This window comes from Sphingobacterium haloxyli (genome assembly GCF_002980525.1).
In the GTDB taxonomy this organism is placed as follows: Bacteria; Bacteroidota; Bacteroidia; order Sphingobacteriales; family Sphingobacteriaceae; genus Sphingobacterium; species Sphingobacterium haloxyli.
In genome coordinates this window covers 108,981-126,250 of sequence record NZ_PVBQ01000010.1, presented here as the reverse complement: position 1 = coordinate 126,250, position 17,270 = coordinate 108,981, and the positions used below count along the sequence as shown (strand labels likewise).

Annotated in this window: 12 protein-coding genes; 11 read left to right on the top strand and 1 reads right to left on the bottom strand. The window is 42.7% G+C overall.

What is annotated here, in order from left to right; translation table 11 throughout:
• Complete coding sequence (polA, locus tag C5745_RS13530) at positions 1-2,802, bottom strand: DNA polymerase I (RefSeq protein WP_105717566.1); 2,802 nt, start codon at positions 2,800-2,802, stop codon at positions 1-3.
• A gap of 441 nt (positions 2,803-3,243) precedes the next feature.
• Here polA and rsgA point away from each other — a divergent pair, with 441 nt between their 5' ends.
• The 11 genes from rsgA to rfbC all read left to right on the top strand — a co-directional run bounded on the left by rsgA (position 3,244) and on the right by rfbC (position 17,249).
• Positions 3,244-4,164: a ribosome small subunit-dependent GTPase A gene (gene rsgA / locus C5745_RS13525; RefSeq protein ID WP_105717565.1), complete on the top strand. Its 921-nt coding sequence runs from the start codon at positions 3,244-3,246 to the stop codon at positions 4,162-4,164.
• An 83-nt stretch (positions 4,165-4,247) separates the two neighbouring features.
• Positions 4,248-6,035, top strand: coding sequence for an AsmA family protein (locus C5745_RS13520; protein WP_105717543.1), 1,788 nt, complete (start codon positions 4,248-4,250; stop codon positions 6,033-6,035).
• Positions 6,036-6,122: 87 nt separating this feature from the next.
• Positions 6,123-7,835, top strand: a complete 1,713-nt coding sequence (locus tag C5745_RS13515; RefSeq protein ID WP_243403345.1) for a TrkH family potassium uptake protein — start codon at positions 6,123-6,125, stop codon at positions 7,833-7,835.
• A gap of 16 nt (positions 7,836-7,851) precedes the next feature.
• Positions 7,852-8,538 carry a potassium channel family protein gene (locus C5745_RS13510; protein ID WP_105717541.1) on the top strand — a complete coding sequence of 229 codons (687 nt, stop codon included), beginning with the start codon at positions 7,852-7,854 and terminating at the stop codon, positions 8,536-8,538.
• 69 nt (positions 8,539-8,607) lie between these two features.
• Complete coding sequence (locus C5745_RS13505) at positions 8,608-11,073, top strand: YfhO family protein (protein ID WP_105717540.1); 2,466 nt, start codon at positions 8,608-8,610, stop codon at positions 11,071-11,073.
• A gap of 42 nt (positions 11,074-11,115) precedes the next feature.
• Positions 11,116-12,396, top strand: a complete 1,281-nt coding sequence (locus tag C5745_RS13500; RefSeq protein ID WP_105717539.1) for a replication-associated recombination protein A — start codon at positions 11,116-11,118, stop codon at positions 12,394-12,396.
• Between the two features lie 414 nt (positions 12,397-12,810).
• A complete protein-coding gene (locus tag C5745_RS13495) occupies positions 12,811-13,359 on the top strand; it encodes an exonuclease domain-containing protein (protein ID WP_105717538.1) in 549 nt (182 codons plus the stop codon).
• A gap of 3 nt (positions 13,360-13,362) precedes the next feature.
• Complete coding sequence (locus tag C5745_RS13490) at positions 13,363-14,355, top strand: mannose-1-phosphate guanylyltransferase (RefSeq protein ID WP_105717537.1); 993 nt, start codon at positions 13,363-13,365, stop codon at positions 14,353-14,355.
• A 134-nt stretch (positions 14,356-14,489) separates the two neighbouring features.
• Entirely contained in the window at positions 14,490-15,269 is a 780-nt protein-coding gene (locus C5745_RS13485) for a tyrosine-protein phosphatase (protein WP_105717536.1), read from the top strand.
• 371 nt (positions 15,270-15,640) lie between these two features.
• Positions 15,641-16,693 carry a dTDP-glucose 4,6-dehydratase gene (gene rfbB / locus C5745_RS13480; RefSeq protein ID WP_105717535.1) on the top strand — a complete coding sequence of 351 codons (1,053 nt, stop codon included), beginning with the start codon at positions 15,641-15,643 and terminating at the stop codon, positions 16,691-16,693.
• Positions 16,694-16,712: 19 nt separating this feature from the next.
• Positions 16,713-17,249: a dTDP-4-dehydrorhamnose 3,5-epimerase gene (gene rfbC / locus C5745_RS13475; protein ID WP_105717534.1), complete on the top strand. Its 537-nt coding sequence runs from the start codon at positions 16,713-16,715 to the stop codon at positions 17,247-17,249.
• Positions 17,250-17,270: the final 21 nt, after the last annotated feature.

Sequence of the window (17,270 nt, the reverse complement as noted above, 5' to 3'; positions counted from 1 at the left end):
TTAATGAGCTTCTAACCAATTGTTCCCCGTACCCGCCTCTACTTCAATAGGTACCTCTAAATCGATAGCGTTTTGCATGCGCTCTGTAATGATAGAAGATAGCTGTTCTACTTCATCCTTAGGAACATCAAATACCAACTCATCATGTACCTGCATAATCATCTTACCTGTTAATCCTTTTTCAACGATATCCTGCTGAATATTAATCATCGCTATTTTGATTAAATCTGCTGCAGAACCCTGTATAGGTGCATTGATCGCATTTCGTTCAGCAAAACCACGAACAGTTATGTTCGCTGAATTGATATCTCTCAAATAACGTCTTCGCTTTAAAATAGTTTCCACATAGCCGTGTTCTTTGGCAAACTCGATAGCTTTTCGCATATATTCTTGAATGCCGGTGTACTGTGAGAAATATTGGTCTATGATAGCCGCCGCATCTTTTCGTGGAATGCCGAGGCTTTGTGAAAGGCCAAAAGCCGACTGCCCGTATATAATACCAAAATTAACCGCTTTGGCGTTTCGACGCTGATCCGAGGTTACCAGTTCCAATGGTATCCCGTATACGCGTGCCGCCGTAGCGCGGTGAATATCGTGTCCGGCAGCAAAAGCATCTAGCATATTCTTATCCTGACTGAGCGATGCCATTAGGCGAAGCTCAATTTGCGAATAATCGGCAGATAAGAGCACGTGCCCCGGTTCTCGTGGAATAAAGGCCTTCCGTACGTCGCGGCCCCTTTCTGTCCGAATGGGAATATTCTGTAAATTCGGATTTGTAGAGCTCAATCTTCCCGTCGCAGCCACGGCTTGGTTGTACGACGTGTGTATTAGGCCAGTTTCTGGATTGATTAGCCCAGGCAAAGCATCCACATAAGTCGATTTTAACTTTTGTAGTTGCCGAAAGTCAAGTATATCTTTTACAATATCCGATTTATGCGCTAACGCTAACAATACATCCTCGCCCGTTTTATATTGGCCCGTTTTGGTTTTCTTCGCTTTCGGATCGAGGTGCAATTTGTCAAAAAGCACTTCGCCCAACTGTTTAGGAGATGCGACGTTGAACTGTATACCTGCCTTTTCGTATATAACCTGTTCCAGACGTTTAATGTCTTCATCGAGCGCCAGCGAGAATCCTTTTAGCGTATTCACGTCAACTTTCACTCCATTTTTTTCGATTTCAGCAAGGACATAAATAAGTGGGAATTCAACTTCCTCCGCCAGCCGCATGGTATGCGTTTCCTCCAACAAAGGTTTTAGGACTTCATGTAACTGCCAGGTAATATCAGCATCTTCGCCAGCGTACTCCACCACTTTTTCTACTTCCACATCCCGCATGTTAGCTTGTTTTTTACCTCTAGGGCCGATGAGTTCCGTGATCGAGACCGGTGTATATCCCAGATAGTTCTCCGCTAAAATATCCATGTTATGGCGTGTATCTGGATCGATAAGATAATGCGCGATCATTGTATCAAACAGCCGTCCCTGTACACAAACACCATAGCGTGATAAAAGAAGAATATCGTATTTCAGGTTTTGCCCCACTTTTTCGATGTCCGGACTTTCAAAGACAGCTTTAAAAATAGCAATGGTAGCTTCCGCACCAGCGCGATCCGCCGGTGTAGGGACATAGTAGGCCCTTCCTTTTTCGAAAGCAAATGAAAAACCGACAATATCAGCCGCTAAAGCATCAACGGAAGTCGTTTCCGTATCAAAGCAAAATTTGGATAACGCAGCCAGTTGCTGTGCAAGTTCCTGCTGCTTTTCTACGGTGTCCACCAATATGTATTCGTGCGGTGTGTTATGAATGTTTAGCCCCGCCACAACCGGCTCAGTAGGCGCGATGGCAGAAGTCACAGCAGATTCGGGTTGCGTTGCTGCGAATAAATCCATTTGACCCGACGCACTCTTGTCAGCACTTTCCACAATATTATAGTCATCGCCAAATACCCGTCTGCCTAGTGTCCGAAATTCTAATTCTGCAAAAAGAGGTTCCAATAATGTTCGATCAGGCTCTTCTATTTCCAATCGCTTCTCCTCCAGTTCGACAGGTACATCCAGTAAAATGGTCGCAAGTTTTTTCGATATAAGGCCTTGTTCGGCGAAATTCTCTACATTTTCCCGTTGCTTACCTTTCAATTCATGGCTGTTTTCGATGAGTTTTTCGACAGAACCATATTGCTGGATCAGCTTCTTTGCCGTCTTTTCACCTATACCGGGGATTCCCGGAATGTTATCCACTGCATCACCCCAAAGCCCAAGGATGTCGATCACCTGCGATACGGTCGATATTTCCCATTTTTCCAAAATTTCAGGCACCCCCAGAACTTCCGCGCCATTGCCCATACGAGCCGGTTTGTATATAAATATCTGATCAGACACCAACTGTCCGAAATCCTTATCCGGCGTCATACAATAAACGGTAAAACCTTCGTTTTCCGCTTTTTTTGCTAACGTTCCAATAATATCATCTGCCTCGTACCCGTCTTTTGTAATGATGGGGATGTTGAACCCTTCAATAAGGCGGAAGATATAAGGAATTGCTTTCACCAGATCTTCCGGCATAGCCTGTCGTTGCGCTTTGTAGGCCTCAAATTCAAGATGCCGATTCGTAGGTGCCTCGGTATCAAACACCACCGCAATATGAGTCGGCTCTTGGTTCTTCAGAACTTCCAATAAAGTATTTGTAAAACCCATAATCGCGCCCGTGTTCAAGCCGTAGGAAGTAAGACGAGGTACTTTGCTCAATGCAAAATAAGCCCTGTATATCAAGGCCATGCCATCTAGCAGAAATAATTTCTTCACCATTTAACAAAAATAGGTTTTCTTCTTCTTTTTTTACCTCAAAAAAAGAAGCAAAAAAAATCGTCGCTTAAAAATTTTGATGGGATGGATATTGCTAAAATGATATTTCTACAGATTTCAAAATTTTTGATGCGACATAATCCGTTAAATTTTTGGGGTAGTGCACGGCGTGTCTAAAAGCGATCAAGAGCAGTTTTCAGATACTCGGGCTTAATCGGTCCTATATTGTTTTGCGGTCAGAAACCAGCCCCATCGCCTTGAAAAACAATTTGATTCGATGAGAAATAGCAAAACCATATTCAGCCTTGATTTATGGATTCGTGTTTATTTTAGTATCCATGAACTCACTTTGTTCGGTTTTTGTCCTCTTTTTATCAGGAAAAAAGGGGAAGAAGACTATATTTGCTCTATGGCGATATTAAAACAACATATTCTATAAATATGCGCGGCTTAGTAACGAAATCGACAGGAAGTTGGTACTTAGTGGAAAGCGAAGAGGGCAAGCGTATACAATGCCGCATCAAAGGTAAGTTTCGCACAAAGGAAATTAAGACTACCAATCCGGTTGCTGTAGGCGATTGGGTGCATTATGAACTGGAGCCAGATCAAGATAGCGCTGTTATTACGGCTCTCGAACCGCGAAAAAACTATATTATCCGTCGATCTATTAACCTTTCGAAGCAAACCCAGATCATTGGTGCAAATCTCGATCAGGCCATGCTCGTTGTTACGTTAGCTTCGCCTCCTACTTCCCTTGGCTTCATAGATCGTTTTTTGGTGACTGCAGAAGCCTATGATATTCCCGCCATTTTAGTATTCAATAAACTAGATCTGTTTTCTGACGAAGGGTTGGAGATACTAACAGACTATATGGCCATCTACGAACATATCGGTTATCCCTGCTATACGGCGTCGGCAAGAGAAAAGACCAACGTCGAAGAACTGCGGCTCTTACTGAAAGACAAAACCACGCTGGTGTCCGGCCATTCCGGTGTCGGCAAATCCACGCTCATTAACGCTATAGAACCTTCAGTTGACTTAAAAACAGGCGAAATATCAGACTGGTCCGATAAAGGAAAGCACACAACAACTTTTGCCGAAATGATTGACCTTTCATTCGGCGGCAAGCTTATCGATACACCAGGCATAAGAGAGCTCGGTATTGTTGATATCGAAAAAACGGAACTAGCCCATTTTTTTCCCGAAATGCGTGCTCGATTGAATAAATGCCGCTTTAACAACTGTCGGCATATCAATGAGCCGGGATGTGTTGTTCTCGAAGCAGTAGAGAATGGTGAGATTGAATCATCCCGTTACGATAGTTATTTAAGTATATATCATAATCAAGATACGAGAAACTAAAGCATAAAGAAAAGACGCTACCAAAACATAAACAGCGGTTTGATTGTATTACATATGGCCATTAAAAGACGGAATATTTACATATGAAACCAATTTGGAAATGGGTCATCGGCATTCTTATATTGATTGTCATGGCTTTAGCGGGAATATCTTGGTATTTTTCGCGTAACTGGAAACCTATAGTAGAAGATAAATTAAAAGAACTCGTCCTAAACTCGACCGATAGCTTATACAGTTTGACGTATGATCACCTCGACATGGCCATTGCTTTAGGGAACGTCACGTTAAAAAATGCCATATTAAAAGCAGATACACAAGTGTATGCTCGTATGGAGGCGGCCGAACTTGCGCCAGACAACCTCTACGAGATCAAAATCAAAGAACTGAAAGTAAAGCGCTTTGGTATCTTGGATGTGCTTCGGGATAAAGAACTGAACATCAAGTCCATTGATTTAGTCGATCCGGACATTCATCTAACGAATAAATACCACGCATACAATGATACAGTTTCGACGGAGAAATCGAAGAAAAGCTTATATGAACAAGTAAAAGAGGTGTTTACGTCGGTGAATATTGGGCGAATTGACATTGAAAGTGCCGCATTTAGATATACCAAACTGACAGACGACCAATCGAGCAGCTTTGGCCTAGACAGCGTTCAAATTCGGGTGGAAGATATTTTAATCAATGAAAACACCCAAGCAGACACATCGCGTCTTTACTATACAAAAATGATTGAGGCCATGGTGCCTGGCTTCGAATACGAATTTTCGAATGGATTTTATGCGGCTAAGTTTGACGCGCTCAAAATCAATACACAAGAACAGACGCTTTTGTTAACCAATGTAGCTTATAAACCGGTGCTAGAAAAAACGGCTTTTTATAAGAAACACGGCAAAAATGTAACGCGTGCCGATTTACATTTTGACACCCTGTATATCGAGCGGCTGGATTTTAAGAAATTGATCGAAAAACAGCAAACGGTAGCGCATCGCGTATACATAAAAAGTGGGTATGCTAAATTATACGGAGACAAGCGATATCCTAAACAGCCTGTCAACCAGATCGGACAAGCACCGCACCAGAAGTTGATGCGAATAGATAAAATGATTCGTTTAGATACGGTTTTTGTGAAAAACGTAGACGTCATATATGGTGAAATGAGCGGTAAGTATCATCGGGAAGGCGAGATTAGCTTTAACGGAACAACGGGCACGTTGACCAACGTGACAAACGACACACTTACCTTATCGAAAGATAAATATATGCAGGCCGATCTGTGGGCGAAAATCATGAACAGGGGAAACCTACACGCCAAATTTTCATTTGATATGCTGAGCAAAACCGGTGAACACAGCTATAACGGGACAGTTGGAAGCATGAACGCAACAGCATTTAACCGTATTCTGTATCCGTTGTTGAATGTCGAAATAAGGTCGGGTAATATCCGTCGTATCCGTTTCGGTATCAATGGAACAGACTATCGTAGCCGAGGTGACTTCCGTTTCGATTACGATAATCTTAAGCTCGATTTAAAGGCAGACCCAGATGAGCCGAAAAAGAAAAGCTCACTCAAGATAGCATCGTTTTTAGTTAACCAACTTGTTATAAATGACAGTAATCCAGACGCAAACGAGAAATACCATATCGGGAAGGTAAATCACCGCCGCGTTCCCGAACACACATTCTTCAAGAATCTGTGGCAAAGTTTGTTGGACGGAATCAAACAAACGGCTGGAATTAGCGAAGAACGTGAGGAAAAATGGAAAGAGCGTGCGGAAATAGCAATAGAAACCGTCGAGAAGACTAAAGAAACATCACAACAAACAAAAGGATTCTTTAGAGGTTTGTTTAAGAAAAAAGAAAAGTAGCCGTATTGTGCTCTGGGAGATATAGATTAAATGATTCGATTTTTCAAATTTTTACTAAAATATAGGAACAAACTAGTAGATCAAACCATGTTCTATCTATGTATGGTTGGTGCGCTAGTGGCCCTTGCCCATATTGGCTACATAACGGATAAACAAATTGCCGAAAATTTTGAACATGGTGTCATCGGGACATTTTACGTCCTCTTCATACTAAGTGCGCTCCGAACAATCGCCACGATCTTAATTGCGCGAAAAATCAATGTATCTCATATTTCCGGTCTGGTGCTGCTCCTCTATTTCCTCGTCATTAGCGTTTCACGACTAGCAGATTGGGCATATCTGGCCAAAATGGAATGGGTTTACCTAGGCATTGCATTAGTTTTTCTATCCGAATTGTCGCGTAATAGCCTCTTTTTCGACAACTTTTATTTCAATCCTACTATTCTATTTGTTATCAGTTTCCTAACACTGATACTTTTAGGGACGGTACTCTTGATGCTGCCTCGCACAACTCTTGTCGCGCCATTGAGTTTTGTAGATGCGCTTTTTATGGCTACGAGTGCCGTTTGTATAACGGGACTCACAGTTACTGATATATCCACCAATTTCTCTGTTTTCGGACAAAGTGTTATCATGTTGCTCATCCAAATCGGCGGACTAGGAATCATGACGTTTACCGGTTTTTTCGGTTACTTCTTTTCGGGCGGCTTCTCTTACAAAAACCAGCTCCTGTTCGGTGAAATATTGGGGGAGAACAAACTGAACTCCGTCATCTCGACACTGCTTAAGATTATCCTTATTACGCTTTTTTTCGAACTTATCGGCGGGATTTTCATCTTCATGTCGCTAGACGCAGCGCAATTTGCGTCTATAGGAGATCGCATCTTTTTTTCCGCTTTTCACGCTATTTCATCATTTTGTAATGCAGGCTTTTCGATTCTCCCGGAGGGGATGAGCCACGAAAGCTACCGGTTTAACTACGCATTTCAGATAGCAATCGCCTGCTCTTTCATACTAGGAGGGCTAGGTTTCGGCACAGTGTACAACTTTTACACGTTTCTACGGCAAAAAGCAGCACAGATAATCAGCAAACTCTTCCTTAGACGGCCATATACACACAAACCGCGCGCATTTTCATTCAATACACGCTTTATGCTCTCGTGTAATGCAATTGTATTGCTGCTGGCTACCGTCTCTTATTTCGTGTTAGAACAGAACCATACGCTGACCGAGGACACCACTATATTCGGAAAATGGGCCACTTCTTTTTTTATGGCAAACTCGTCGAGAACTGCGGGGTTCGATAGTGTAAATATTAACATGGTAGCTACACCGACCTTAATCATGATGGTTACGCTCATGTGGATAGGAGCTTCGCCCGGATCCACTGGCGGTGGCGTGAAAGTTACCACTGTAGCGCTAGCACTAATGAATATTTTCGCCTTAGCAAGGGGTAAGGAATCTATTGAAATGTACAAACGCCGCATCGCGTCAGAGTCGGTCAATAAAGCCTTTGCCATTATCATCCTTTCCGTGCTTACCATTACGTTCAGCTTTGTACTGTTAAACTTTACAGATCCTACACAGCAAATGAAAGCACTCCTTTTTGAAGTAGTTTCTGCCTATTCTACCTGCGGACTAAGTTTAGGCATTGCGTCTTCGCTATCTTCTGGAGGAAAAATCGTGATTGCCACTACGATGTTTGTAGGGCGCGTAGGAACGTTGACTTTATTGGTCGCGTTCATTAAGAACATCAGAAACAAAAGCTATATTTACCCTACCGAAAAGATTTTATTTTAATGAACACTAACAAAGAATGAAATATATAGTATTAGGACTAGGACACTTCGGGAAATCATTAGCGGTACACCTCACGGAACTAGGACACGAGGTTATTGCTGTCGATAAAAAGCTCGCTATTGTGGAGCAACTCAAAGATCGAATTACGCACACCGTATGCATGGATACGACCGATAGAGAAGCGATGACTTCCCTGCCACTAAAAGACGCTCATGCTGTAATCGTCGCGATCGGAGAAGATGAAGGCGCATCCTTATTGACTACGGCACTACTTAAGCAGTTGGACGTAAAGCGGATTATCGGGCGAATTGTTTCTGAACTACAGCGAACGGTATTGGAGGCAATGAAGATAGATGACTATATCATGCCGGAAGAAGAGGCGGCAGAGCGTTTGGCTATGCGGCTCGATAATGTGGATATTATTGACTCGTTTAAGATATCAGATCGTTATAGCATAGTAGAGACACGCGTGCCCAGCAAATATGTCGGGATGACGTTGAAAGAAGCAAACCTTACCAATCAATACAAAGTTATTGTTTTAACAACCGTCAAATCCTACGAAGAAAAGGTATCCGGAAAGACCGTCCAACGAAACGAAGCATCGGGTATTGCCAGCTCCGAAACAAGGCTTGTAGAAGGAGACTTACTTGTGCTGTTCGGCGAACTATCCGACATCCAGCGGCTGATACAAAAAACCAATTAATAGCATTAGGATTCCAATTATTTATATATTTTTGGCCTTGACGCATTAAAAAAAACAATTTATACCCATATGAAACAATGGTTTAAGGAGAATTCAACGCACCTCATCATCTTGGCGATATTTATCGCGTTGGTATTTTTTTATTTCTCGCCAATTTTTGGAGGAAAAACGTTGGTTCAATCCGATGTGGTTCAAGCCGTGGGCAGTCAGAAAGAGCTTTTTGATTACAAAGAAAAGGATGGGCGCGCTCCCAGCTGGACAAACTCCATGTTCGGCGGTATGCCTACCTATCAGATTTGGTATGAACATGCCAATAATGTGACGTCTTATATTAACAAAGGCATCAACACCGTTTTTCCGGCCCCTACAGATATTGTTCTGTTATATCTTTTAGGCGGCTATTTTCTGTTTTCTGTCCTACGCGTCAAACCGTGGTTGGCAGCAGTTGGGGCCGTTGCATTGGCGTTTACATCCTACAATTTTATTTATATAGAGGCAGGTCACCTCAATAAAGCATATGCCATTGCGTATCTCCCACCGATTATCGGTGCCATCCTGTTATGTTATCGTGGGAGCAGACTCTGGGGTCCCGTCTTGCTAACGCTTTTTCTCGCGTTGGAAATTCGGTCGAACCACATCCAAATGACCTATTATCTGTTTATTGCGTTATTGGTACTTGTCGGATTTGAACTCTATTATGCCATTCGCGACAAACAATGGAAACCCTTTTTGCAAGCATCCGCTCTTCAAGTAGGCGCCGTCCTTGTTGCGGTGTTGGTGAATGCATCCGTCTTATTTCCCACCTACGAGTATAGCCAATTGACAATCCGCGGAAAAGCTAATATCCAGAAGGTAGATGATAACAGCGGTAGATCCGGAGGTCTCGACAAACAATATGCTTACGAATGGAGCCAAGGCGTTGGTGAAAACATTACATTTTTGATTCCGAATGCCTACGGCGGGCGTTCAGGAGGCGTCTTGGACGGTAAGTCCGAAGTGACAAAAACGATGACCGGATTGGGCGTTCCAGAGATGCAAGCAGCGCAGTTTGCTAACCAGCTACCAACTTATTGGGGAGAGAAGATGTTCACCTCCGGGCCGTGGTATTTTGGAGCGGCAGTCATATTCCTGTTCATTTTGGGACTGGTTATCGTCAATGGAAAAATCAAGTGGTGGATTCTCTCCGCGACGGTATTGACCATCCTTTTGGCTTTCGGACGTCACTTCCCATTGGTTTCCGATCTGTTTTTCGATTACTTCCCCATGTACAATAAATTTAGAGCGGTCGAATCCATTTTGGTCATCCCGGCTATCCTCATTCCCATATTGGCTATTCTGGCGGTAAATGAACTGTTCACAAATGCCGATCGGATTCCAAACCTAGATAAAAAAATACTATATACGTTTGCTGGGGTCGGTGGATTTTGTTTGCTGATAGCCCTCATGCCGAGTCTGTTCCTAGACTTCAGAAACTCCCAACATCAACAATTGGTTTCTTCTTTGGAGCAGATGTTTGGTGATAAGCAAGCAGCGGGGCAGGTAGCTAGCGCGTTGGTCAAAGATAGGGCGTCGCTCGCAACGGCAGATGCCTATCGTTCCTTTTTTATTGTATTGATTACATTCGGATTGATCTGGTTCTATATTAAGAAGAAACTGAGCATGCCGCTTTTTATTGGCATACTAGGCATTGTTATTCTCGCCGATTTATGGTCGGTAGATAAACGGTACCTTAACAATGACTCCTTTGTCGATGAGCGTGCTTCCAATACCCGGATTCCAGAGCGGGAAGTCGATCAGCTGATCCGGATGGACAAAGATCTGAGTTACCGCGTGTTCGATTTAACGACCAACCCGTTTTCCGATGCACGTGCGTCCTTTTATCACAAGAATTTAGGCGGATACCACGCCGCCAAGCTGATGCGCTTCCAAGAGGTGCTCGAGCATCAATTTAATGGCGCTGTTAACGAAGACGTGTTGGATATGTTCAACGTGCGTTATGTAATCACAAAAAACCCGGAGAATAACGCGGAGCAGATTAAACGAAGAAGTACAGCAGCCGGCAACGCATGGTTTGTTGATAGGGTAACATTCGTAAGCAGCAATGCACAAGAGATGCAGGCTATCAGTAGCTTCGATCCGCAGAAGGAGGCATTCGTGCATGAAGAGTTTAAGCATGTGCTGAATACAGCTCGTCTGGGAAAATCAGAAAACGCCGAAATCAAGTTAGTATCTTATCATCCCGACACACTTAAATACGAATATACCTCGCCAACAGATGCTTTTGCTGTGTTCTCTGAAGTGTTTTACAACAAGGGCTGGAAAGCCTATATCGATGGAGAAGAGGTGCCAATCGTTCGGGCCGATTATATTCTCCGTGCATTACAGGTACCTGGAGGAAACCACACGGTCGAGTTTATTTTTGCTCCAAAAACAATGCAGATCAGTAATGTCGTTTCGTTAATTGCATCGATTTTATTGGTTTTAGGTCTTGGTTTCGCCATTTGGAGAGGGAATCGTAGCGGAGCGAGACATTAGTCATCTTTCACTGATTGCTAAAGGAATTAGTATATTTGTCTTATGGCAACATCGATACCCTTAGCAGAGCGAATGCGCCCAAAAGGTCTTGCAGATTATATTGGGCAACATCATATTATAGGAGAAGGCGCTGTTCTTCGTAACGCCGTAGAGCAAAAAAATATACCCTCGATGATCTTTTGGGGGCCGCCGGGTGTCGGCAAAACCAGCTTAGCATTGCTTATTGCTCGGGAGTTGGAGCGTCCTTTTTTTTCATTAAGTGCTATTCAGTCGGGCGTTAAAGATATTCGAGAGGTGATTGAAAAAGCAGATAAACTGTATCAGTTTAATCAAGAGCAGCCCATTCTATTTATCGATGAAATTCATCGTTTTTCCAAATCACAGCAAGATTCCCTTTTGGGAGCCGTAGAACGCGGACTGGTAACCCTTATCGGAGCCACCACCGAAAATCCTTCTTTTGAGGTGATCTCCGCTTTACTTTCCCGCTGCCAAGTGTATGTGCTTGAACATCTCTCCGAACAGGAGTTGACGGCTATTTTGGAGCAGGCTATCGAACGAGACAGTTACCTACAAGAACATCCTGTTCAAATAGAAGAATATGAAGCCTTGTTCCGGCTTTCCGGTGGAGATGCCCGCAAGCTGCTCAATGTATTCGAACTGGTCGTTCAAGCAGCCCATGCGCAAAAACAACCCATTACCAACGCGTTCGTGCTTAAACAGGTGCAACAGAATATGGCCTTGTATGATAAGACGGGCGAACAACATTACGACATTATTTCTGCCTTTATCAAGTCCATTCGCGGAAGCGATCCGAATGCTGCTTTATATTGGCTTGCGCGGATGGTGGAAGGCGGAGAAGATCCGTCTTTTATCGCCAGAAGGTTACTCATTCTTGCATCCGAAGACATAGGTAACGCCAATCCTAACGCCCTATTATTAGCAAACAATTGCTTTCAAGCTGTCAATGTCATCGGCTGGCCAGAATCCCGTATTATTTTATCCCAAGCAGTTACCTATCTCGCTTCTTCGGCAAAGAGCAACGCCTCTTATGAAGCCATCGGTAAGGCCCAAGCACTGGTCCGGAAAACAGGTGACCTGCCCGTGCCCTTACATCTGCGAAACGCACCGACCAAACTCATGAAAGAATTAGACTACGGCACAGCATACAAATATGCACATACCTATCCCGGTAATTTCGTAGAACAAGAATTCTTCCCCGATAAGCTAAGCGGTACGCTGCTTTACGATCCCGGAAACAACCCTTCTGAAAATAAGCTCCGAGAGTCCCTTCGTGCCAAATGGCGGGAGCGATATCGGTATTAATTTTCTTTTATGTACTTTTTTCCCGTAAAAAAGTACGCAAAAACCTCGTCGCTTCAGATATTTGAGATAATGGTTGGTACTAAGGATGAATTTCTGCAGACCTCAAATATCTGGATGCGACCCCAAAAGTTAAGGAAGGGATTGTGCAATGCGTAAGTAAAACTGATCAATAAAAAATCAGCGATTACGCGAACTAAAAACGACCTTATATTGTTCTGCGGCCATTTTTATGAAGGCTATTCCGTATAGAACAGCATGTTGTTTGAACGAAGTGAGTTCATGCTGTTCAGGAATAGTCGAATAAGAATAGCCGAACAATATTCAGTCTTGATTTTTTTGCTTCGTTTTTTCATCAAGGAAAAAATGAAGAAGATGTGGTATCTTTGTAAAGTTTTAAAAAATAGTTAATATATAATGACCTTTACGGCAATAGATTTTGAACTCGCTACCGCAGCTTATACCAGTGTGTGTGCCGTGGGCATTGTAAAGGTGAAAGACGGCGAAGTTGTAGATCAATTTCATAGTCTGGTCCGTCCGCCAAAAAACCAATACATGTGGCAAACAACCCGGGTGCATGGTATTAAACCGAAAGATACATTAGCAGCACCTACGTTTTTGGAGTTGTTCCCAACGATCGAAAGCTACCTCAAAGGAAGTAGAATGGTGGCACATAACGAAAAGTTTGATAGAGAGGTCCTCATAAAAACGATGGGGCTATATAATTTGAACTACAGTATGTTGCAGCTGTCACCCACTTGGGAGTGTACTAGCGAAATATACCGGTCCAAGGGGTTTAAGAGAACGAAGCTAAGTATCTGTTGTCGTATTATGGAGATCGAACTAAACCACCATGATCCGCTGTCAGACGCCATGGCCAGTGCCCAGCTTTACCTTAAGCGGGATCAGATTACGACCGCGCTAATAGAACAACACTTTCAAACGCAAAAACAAACCGATATTTAAATTATGGGAAAGACAATAAATGTCATATTATCAGGTGGGGTAGGCTCAAGATTATGGCCCTTATCCCGTAAATCAAAACCAAAGCAGTATCTGCCTATTTTCAACGAAAAATCGTTATTTGAGCTGACTATCGAGCGAAACAAATCCGTATGTGAACATGTGGTCTTGGTGGGCTCAGTACAGAATATCGACTTGGCAAAAGAGAATTTAAAAGTTCTTTCACACGATATTATTGTGGAGACCGTCCCCCGGAATACGGCGGCAGCTATAGCCTTCGCAGCATTATCGCGAGACCCCGACGATATCTTGATCGTTACCCCCTCAGATCACCTAATCGAAGGCGAGGAGCAATATTTACAGGCTATCAAACGTGGGATAGAGTTTGCAAAAGATGGTAGCCTTGTCACGTTCGGAATAAATCCTGCACGGCCAGAAACGGGCTATGGTTATATTGAATCTGAAGGAAATGATGTCCTTTCCTTCCGGGAGAAGCCCAACTATGAAACAGCGAAAGACTTCTTGAAGAGCGGTAACTTCTTGTGGAATTCGGGGATATTCTGTTTTAAAGCGTCGACCTATCTACAAGAGCTCGAGCGCTTCGATCCGAAGGTATACACCGCATCAAAATGCGCTTTTGAAGCAGCGAAAGAAGGAGTTTTAGACGAAGAGCTTTCCCGTAAGATACCGTCAAAGAGCGTCGATTACGCTATTATGGAGCGTAGCGATAGCATCAAAGTCGTGCCTTCGTTCTTCCACTGGTCGGATATGGGATCATTTGATTCATTATACGATTACCTTATATCCAAAGGGCACCCGAAAGATGAGTCCGGCAATATTGTCATTGGCGAAAACCATAGACACACCGTATTCCTGGGTTTACAAAACTGCGTGGTGGTCAATACAGCCGATGCCGTTTTGGTTATGAATAAAGCCTCCGCGCAGGATGTAAAACATATTTATGAACTTTTAGAAAAAGAAAATTCTCCGTTAATTTAACAATTATTTAATTAATAGTAGCATTTTAATCGTAATCCTCGTTTTATTTTTATAATATTGGCTGTATTATTGTTGCGTTATACTTTATAATGGGGAGCCTGGAATAGGGAATAGCTAAGTAAAAATTATTAATAATGTCTTTTTGGAAAAATTTATTTACAAGTAATACAAAGAAAAATGAGGCTGTCGGAAAATTAGCATGGATTGGGGTAGATATGCACAACCACGTATTACCCGGTATCGATGATGGCAGCCCAGACATAGACCAGTCCCTGACGCTCGTACAAGGATTAAAAGAATTAGGAATTCATAGATGTATATCGACACCGCACGTGATGCATGGTGTGCACGACAATACACCAACTACTATCCAAGACGCTCACGCAAAACTAAAAAAAGCGATTACTGATCGGGGAATTAAGTTCGACCTTCAATATTCTGCGGAATATATGGTTGATGATCAACTAGAAACCTTGATTCAGAGCAAAAACCTCTGTCCGTTACCGAATAGACATATACTTATCGAAATGTCCTATTTAGCAGAATCACGAGCACTTTTCCAGACCATAAAAGATATTCAAGAGAAAGGCTATCAACCCATCTTGGCACATCCAGAACGTTACAATTACTATCACCAGAACTTTAAAGTATACAAAGAAATTAAAGATGCAGGCTGCTTACTGCAACTAAATCTCCTAGCCGTATCCCGATATTATGGAGAGCATGTTAAATCAATAGCACTCACATTAATAAAATCAGGGATGTATGATTTAGTCGGAACAGACATGCATCACGAAAAACACCTTCGCGCGCTTAAAATGGTAGCAACTAAATACGATACTTTTGATTTGTTGAAAGACAACCCCATAAAAAATGCCACTATATTTGAGGATAGTCAGAAATTAGCGATATAATTTTTCTTTTTTTCCCTCAAAAAAAGAAACAAAAAAAATCGTCGCTTAAAAATTTTGATGGGCTGGATAATGCAAAAATATTGTTTCTACATATCTCAAAATTTTTGATGCGACATTATCTGTTAATTTGGGGATCGTGCATGGCGTATCTAAAAGTTTAATATAATTATGTGTTTACGCGTATTTTAAACGACCTTATATTGTTCTGCGGCCATTTTCATAAAGGCTATTCCGTCAAAAACAAAATTCTGTCTGAACGAAGTGAGTTTATTTTGTTTAGGAATAGACAAAGGAAAATCGCAGAACCATATTCAGTCTTGATTTTTGTCCCTTTTTATCAAGAAAAAGCGGAAAAGAAGTAACTTTGAATTATGAACAAAACGATTTTCATTACAGGCGGAGCGGGCTTTATCGGATCGCATGTGGTTCGCGAATTTGTAAACAAATATTCCGATTACCATATTGTGAATATCGATTCCCTGACCTACGCCGGTAATCTGGAAAACCTAAAAGATATAGAGCGAAAACCGAATTACACCTTTATCAAACAAGATATCCGCGATGCAGCGGGCATATTGGCGTTATTCAAGGATCATCAGCCTGATGGTGTCATCCATTTAGCGGCGGAATCTCATGTGGATCGGTCTATTTCGACGCCAACTGATTTCGTGATGACGAATGTGGTGGGCACGGTGAACCTTTTGAATGCGGCACGTGAAACGTGGAAAGACAATTTCCAAGGCAAGCGCTTCCATCATGTATCAACTGACGAGGTCTACGGTACTTTAGGAGAAACCGGGCTGTTTACGGAGGATACCCCGTATGATCCGCATTCGCCATACTCAGCGTCAAAAGCCTCTTCCGACCATTTTGTACGCGCTTATCAAGACACATACGGATTACCGGTCGTTATCACGAACTGTTCTAATAACTACGGGCCGAATCACTTTCCCGAAAAACTGATACCCCTCTGTATTCTTAATATACTGAACAACAAACCGCTTCCTATATACGGCGATGGGAAATATACCCGCGACTGGCTGTTTGTGGTAGATCACGCTAAAGCCATTGATCTAGTTTTTCACCAAGGGGAAAACGGCAGATCGTACAATATTGGCGGCTTCAATGAATGGAAAAATATTGATCTGGTTAAAGAGCTTTGCAAACAGATGGACGAGAAGCTCGGCAGGTCTTCGGGAACGTCAGAAAAATTGATTACCTATGTAAAAGATCGACCGGGCCATGATTTGCGTTACGCTATTGATGCCACCCGAGTCAGTACCGAATTAGGATATACGCCGTCGGTTACATTTGAAGAAGGACTTTCCCTGACTATCGATTGGTTCCTAAACAATAGGGAGTGGTTAGAGAACGTCACCTCGGGAAATTATCAGCAGTATTATGAGGAGCAATATGGTAAATAAGGAGGCAAAAAAACAATAGATGAAGAAAATAGAAACGAAACTCAAAGGATGCTTTATTTTAGAACCCCTAAAACTGGGCGATAATCGAGGCTATTTCTTTGAGAGTTTTAACGAAAAAACCTTCCAGGAGCTAAGCGGCACGGAAACACGTTTTGTACAAGACAACCAGTCATTTTCCACCAAAGGTGTGCTCCGTGGTCTGCACGCCCAAGGAGGCGAACACGCGCAAGCGAAACTGGTGCGCGTATTGCAGGGACGCGTGTTAGACATCATGGTAGATGCACGCCCTGATTCAGCTACCTTCGGGCAATACGAAGCAGTCGAACTCTCCGATGAAAACAATCTGCAAGTATTTATTCCGCGAGGCTTTTTACACGGTTTCGTCGTGCTCTCCGATGCTGCTACATTTTTTTATAAATGTGATAATTTCTACAATAAGGCTTCTGAATGGGGCATACGCTACAACGATCCGACATTGGCAATCGATTGGCGATTGCCAGAAGACGAGTTAGTTATCTCCGACAAAGATCAGGTTCTACCTTTCTGGGAGAAGTAATCTAGCACATTTAATAAAAGC

Coding starts and splice junctions, on each gene's coding strand:
- rsgA (WP_105717565.1), top strand. CDS start 3,244: ATGCGCGGCTTAGTAACGAAATCGACAGGAAGTTGGTACTTAGTGGAA.
- C5745_RS13520 (WP_105717543.1), top strand. CDS start 4,248: ATGAAACCAATTTGGAAATGGGTCATCGGCATTCTTATATTGATTGTC.
- C5745_RS13515 (WP_243403345.1), top strand. CDS start 6,123: ATGTTCTATCTATGTATGGTTGGTGCGCTAGTGGCCCTTGCCCATATT.
- C5745_RS13510 (WP_105717541.1), top strand. CDS start 7,852: ATGAAATATATAGTATTAGGACTAGGACACTTCGGGAAATCATTAGCG.
- C5745_RS13505 (WP_105717540.1), top strand. CDS start 8,608: ATGAAACAATGGTTTAAGGAGAATTCAACGCACCTCATCATCTTGGCG.
- C5745_RS13500 (WP_105717539.1), top strand. CDS start 11,116: ATGGCAACATCGATACCCTTAGCAGAGCGAATGCGCCCAAAAGGTCTT.
- C5745_RS13495 (WP_105717538.1), top strand. CDS start 12,811: ATGACCTTTACGGCAATAGATTTTGAACTCGCTACCGCAGCTTATACC.
- C5745_RS13490 (WP_105717537.1), top strand. CDS start 13,363: ATGGGAAAGACAATAAATGTCATATTATCAGGTGGGGTAGGCTCAAGA.
- C5745_RS13485 (WP_105717536.1), top strand. CDS start 14,490: ATGTCTTTTTGGAAAAATTTATTTACAAGTAATACAAAGAAAAATGAG.
- rfbB (WP_105717535.1), top strand. CDS start 15,641: ATGAACAAAACGATTTTCATTACAGGCGGAGCGGGCTTTATCGGATCG.
- rfbC (WP_105717534.1), top strand. CDS start 16,713: ATGAAGAAAATAGAAACGAAACTCAAAGGATGCTTTATTTTAGAACCC.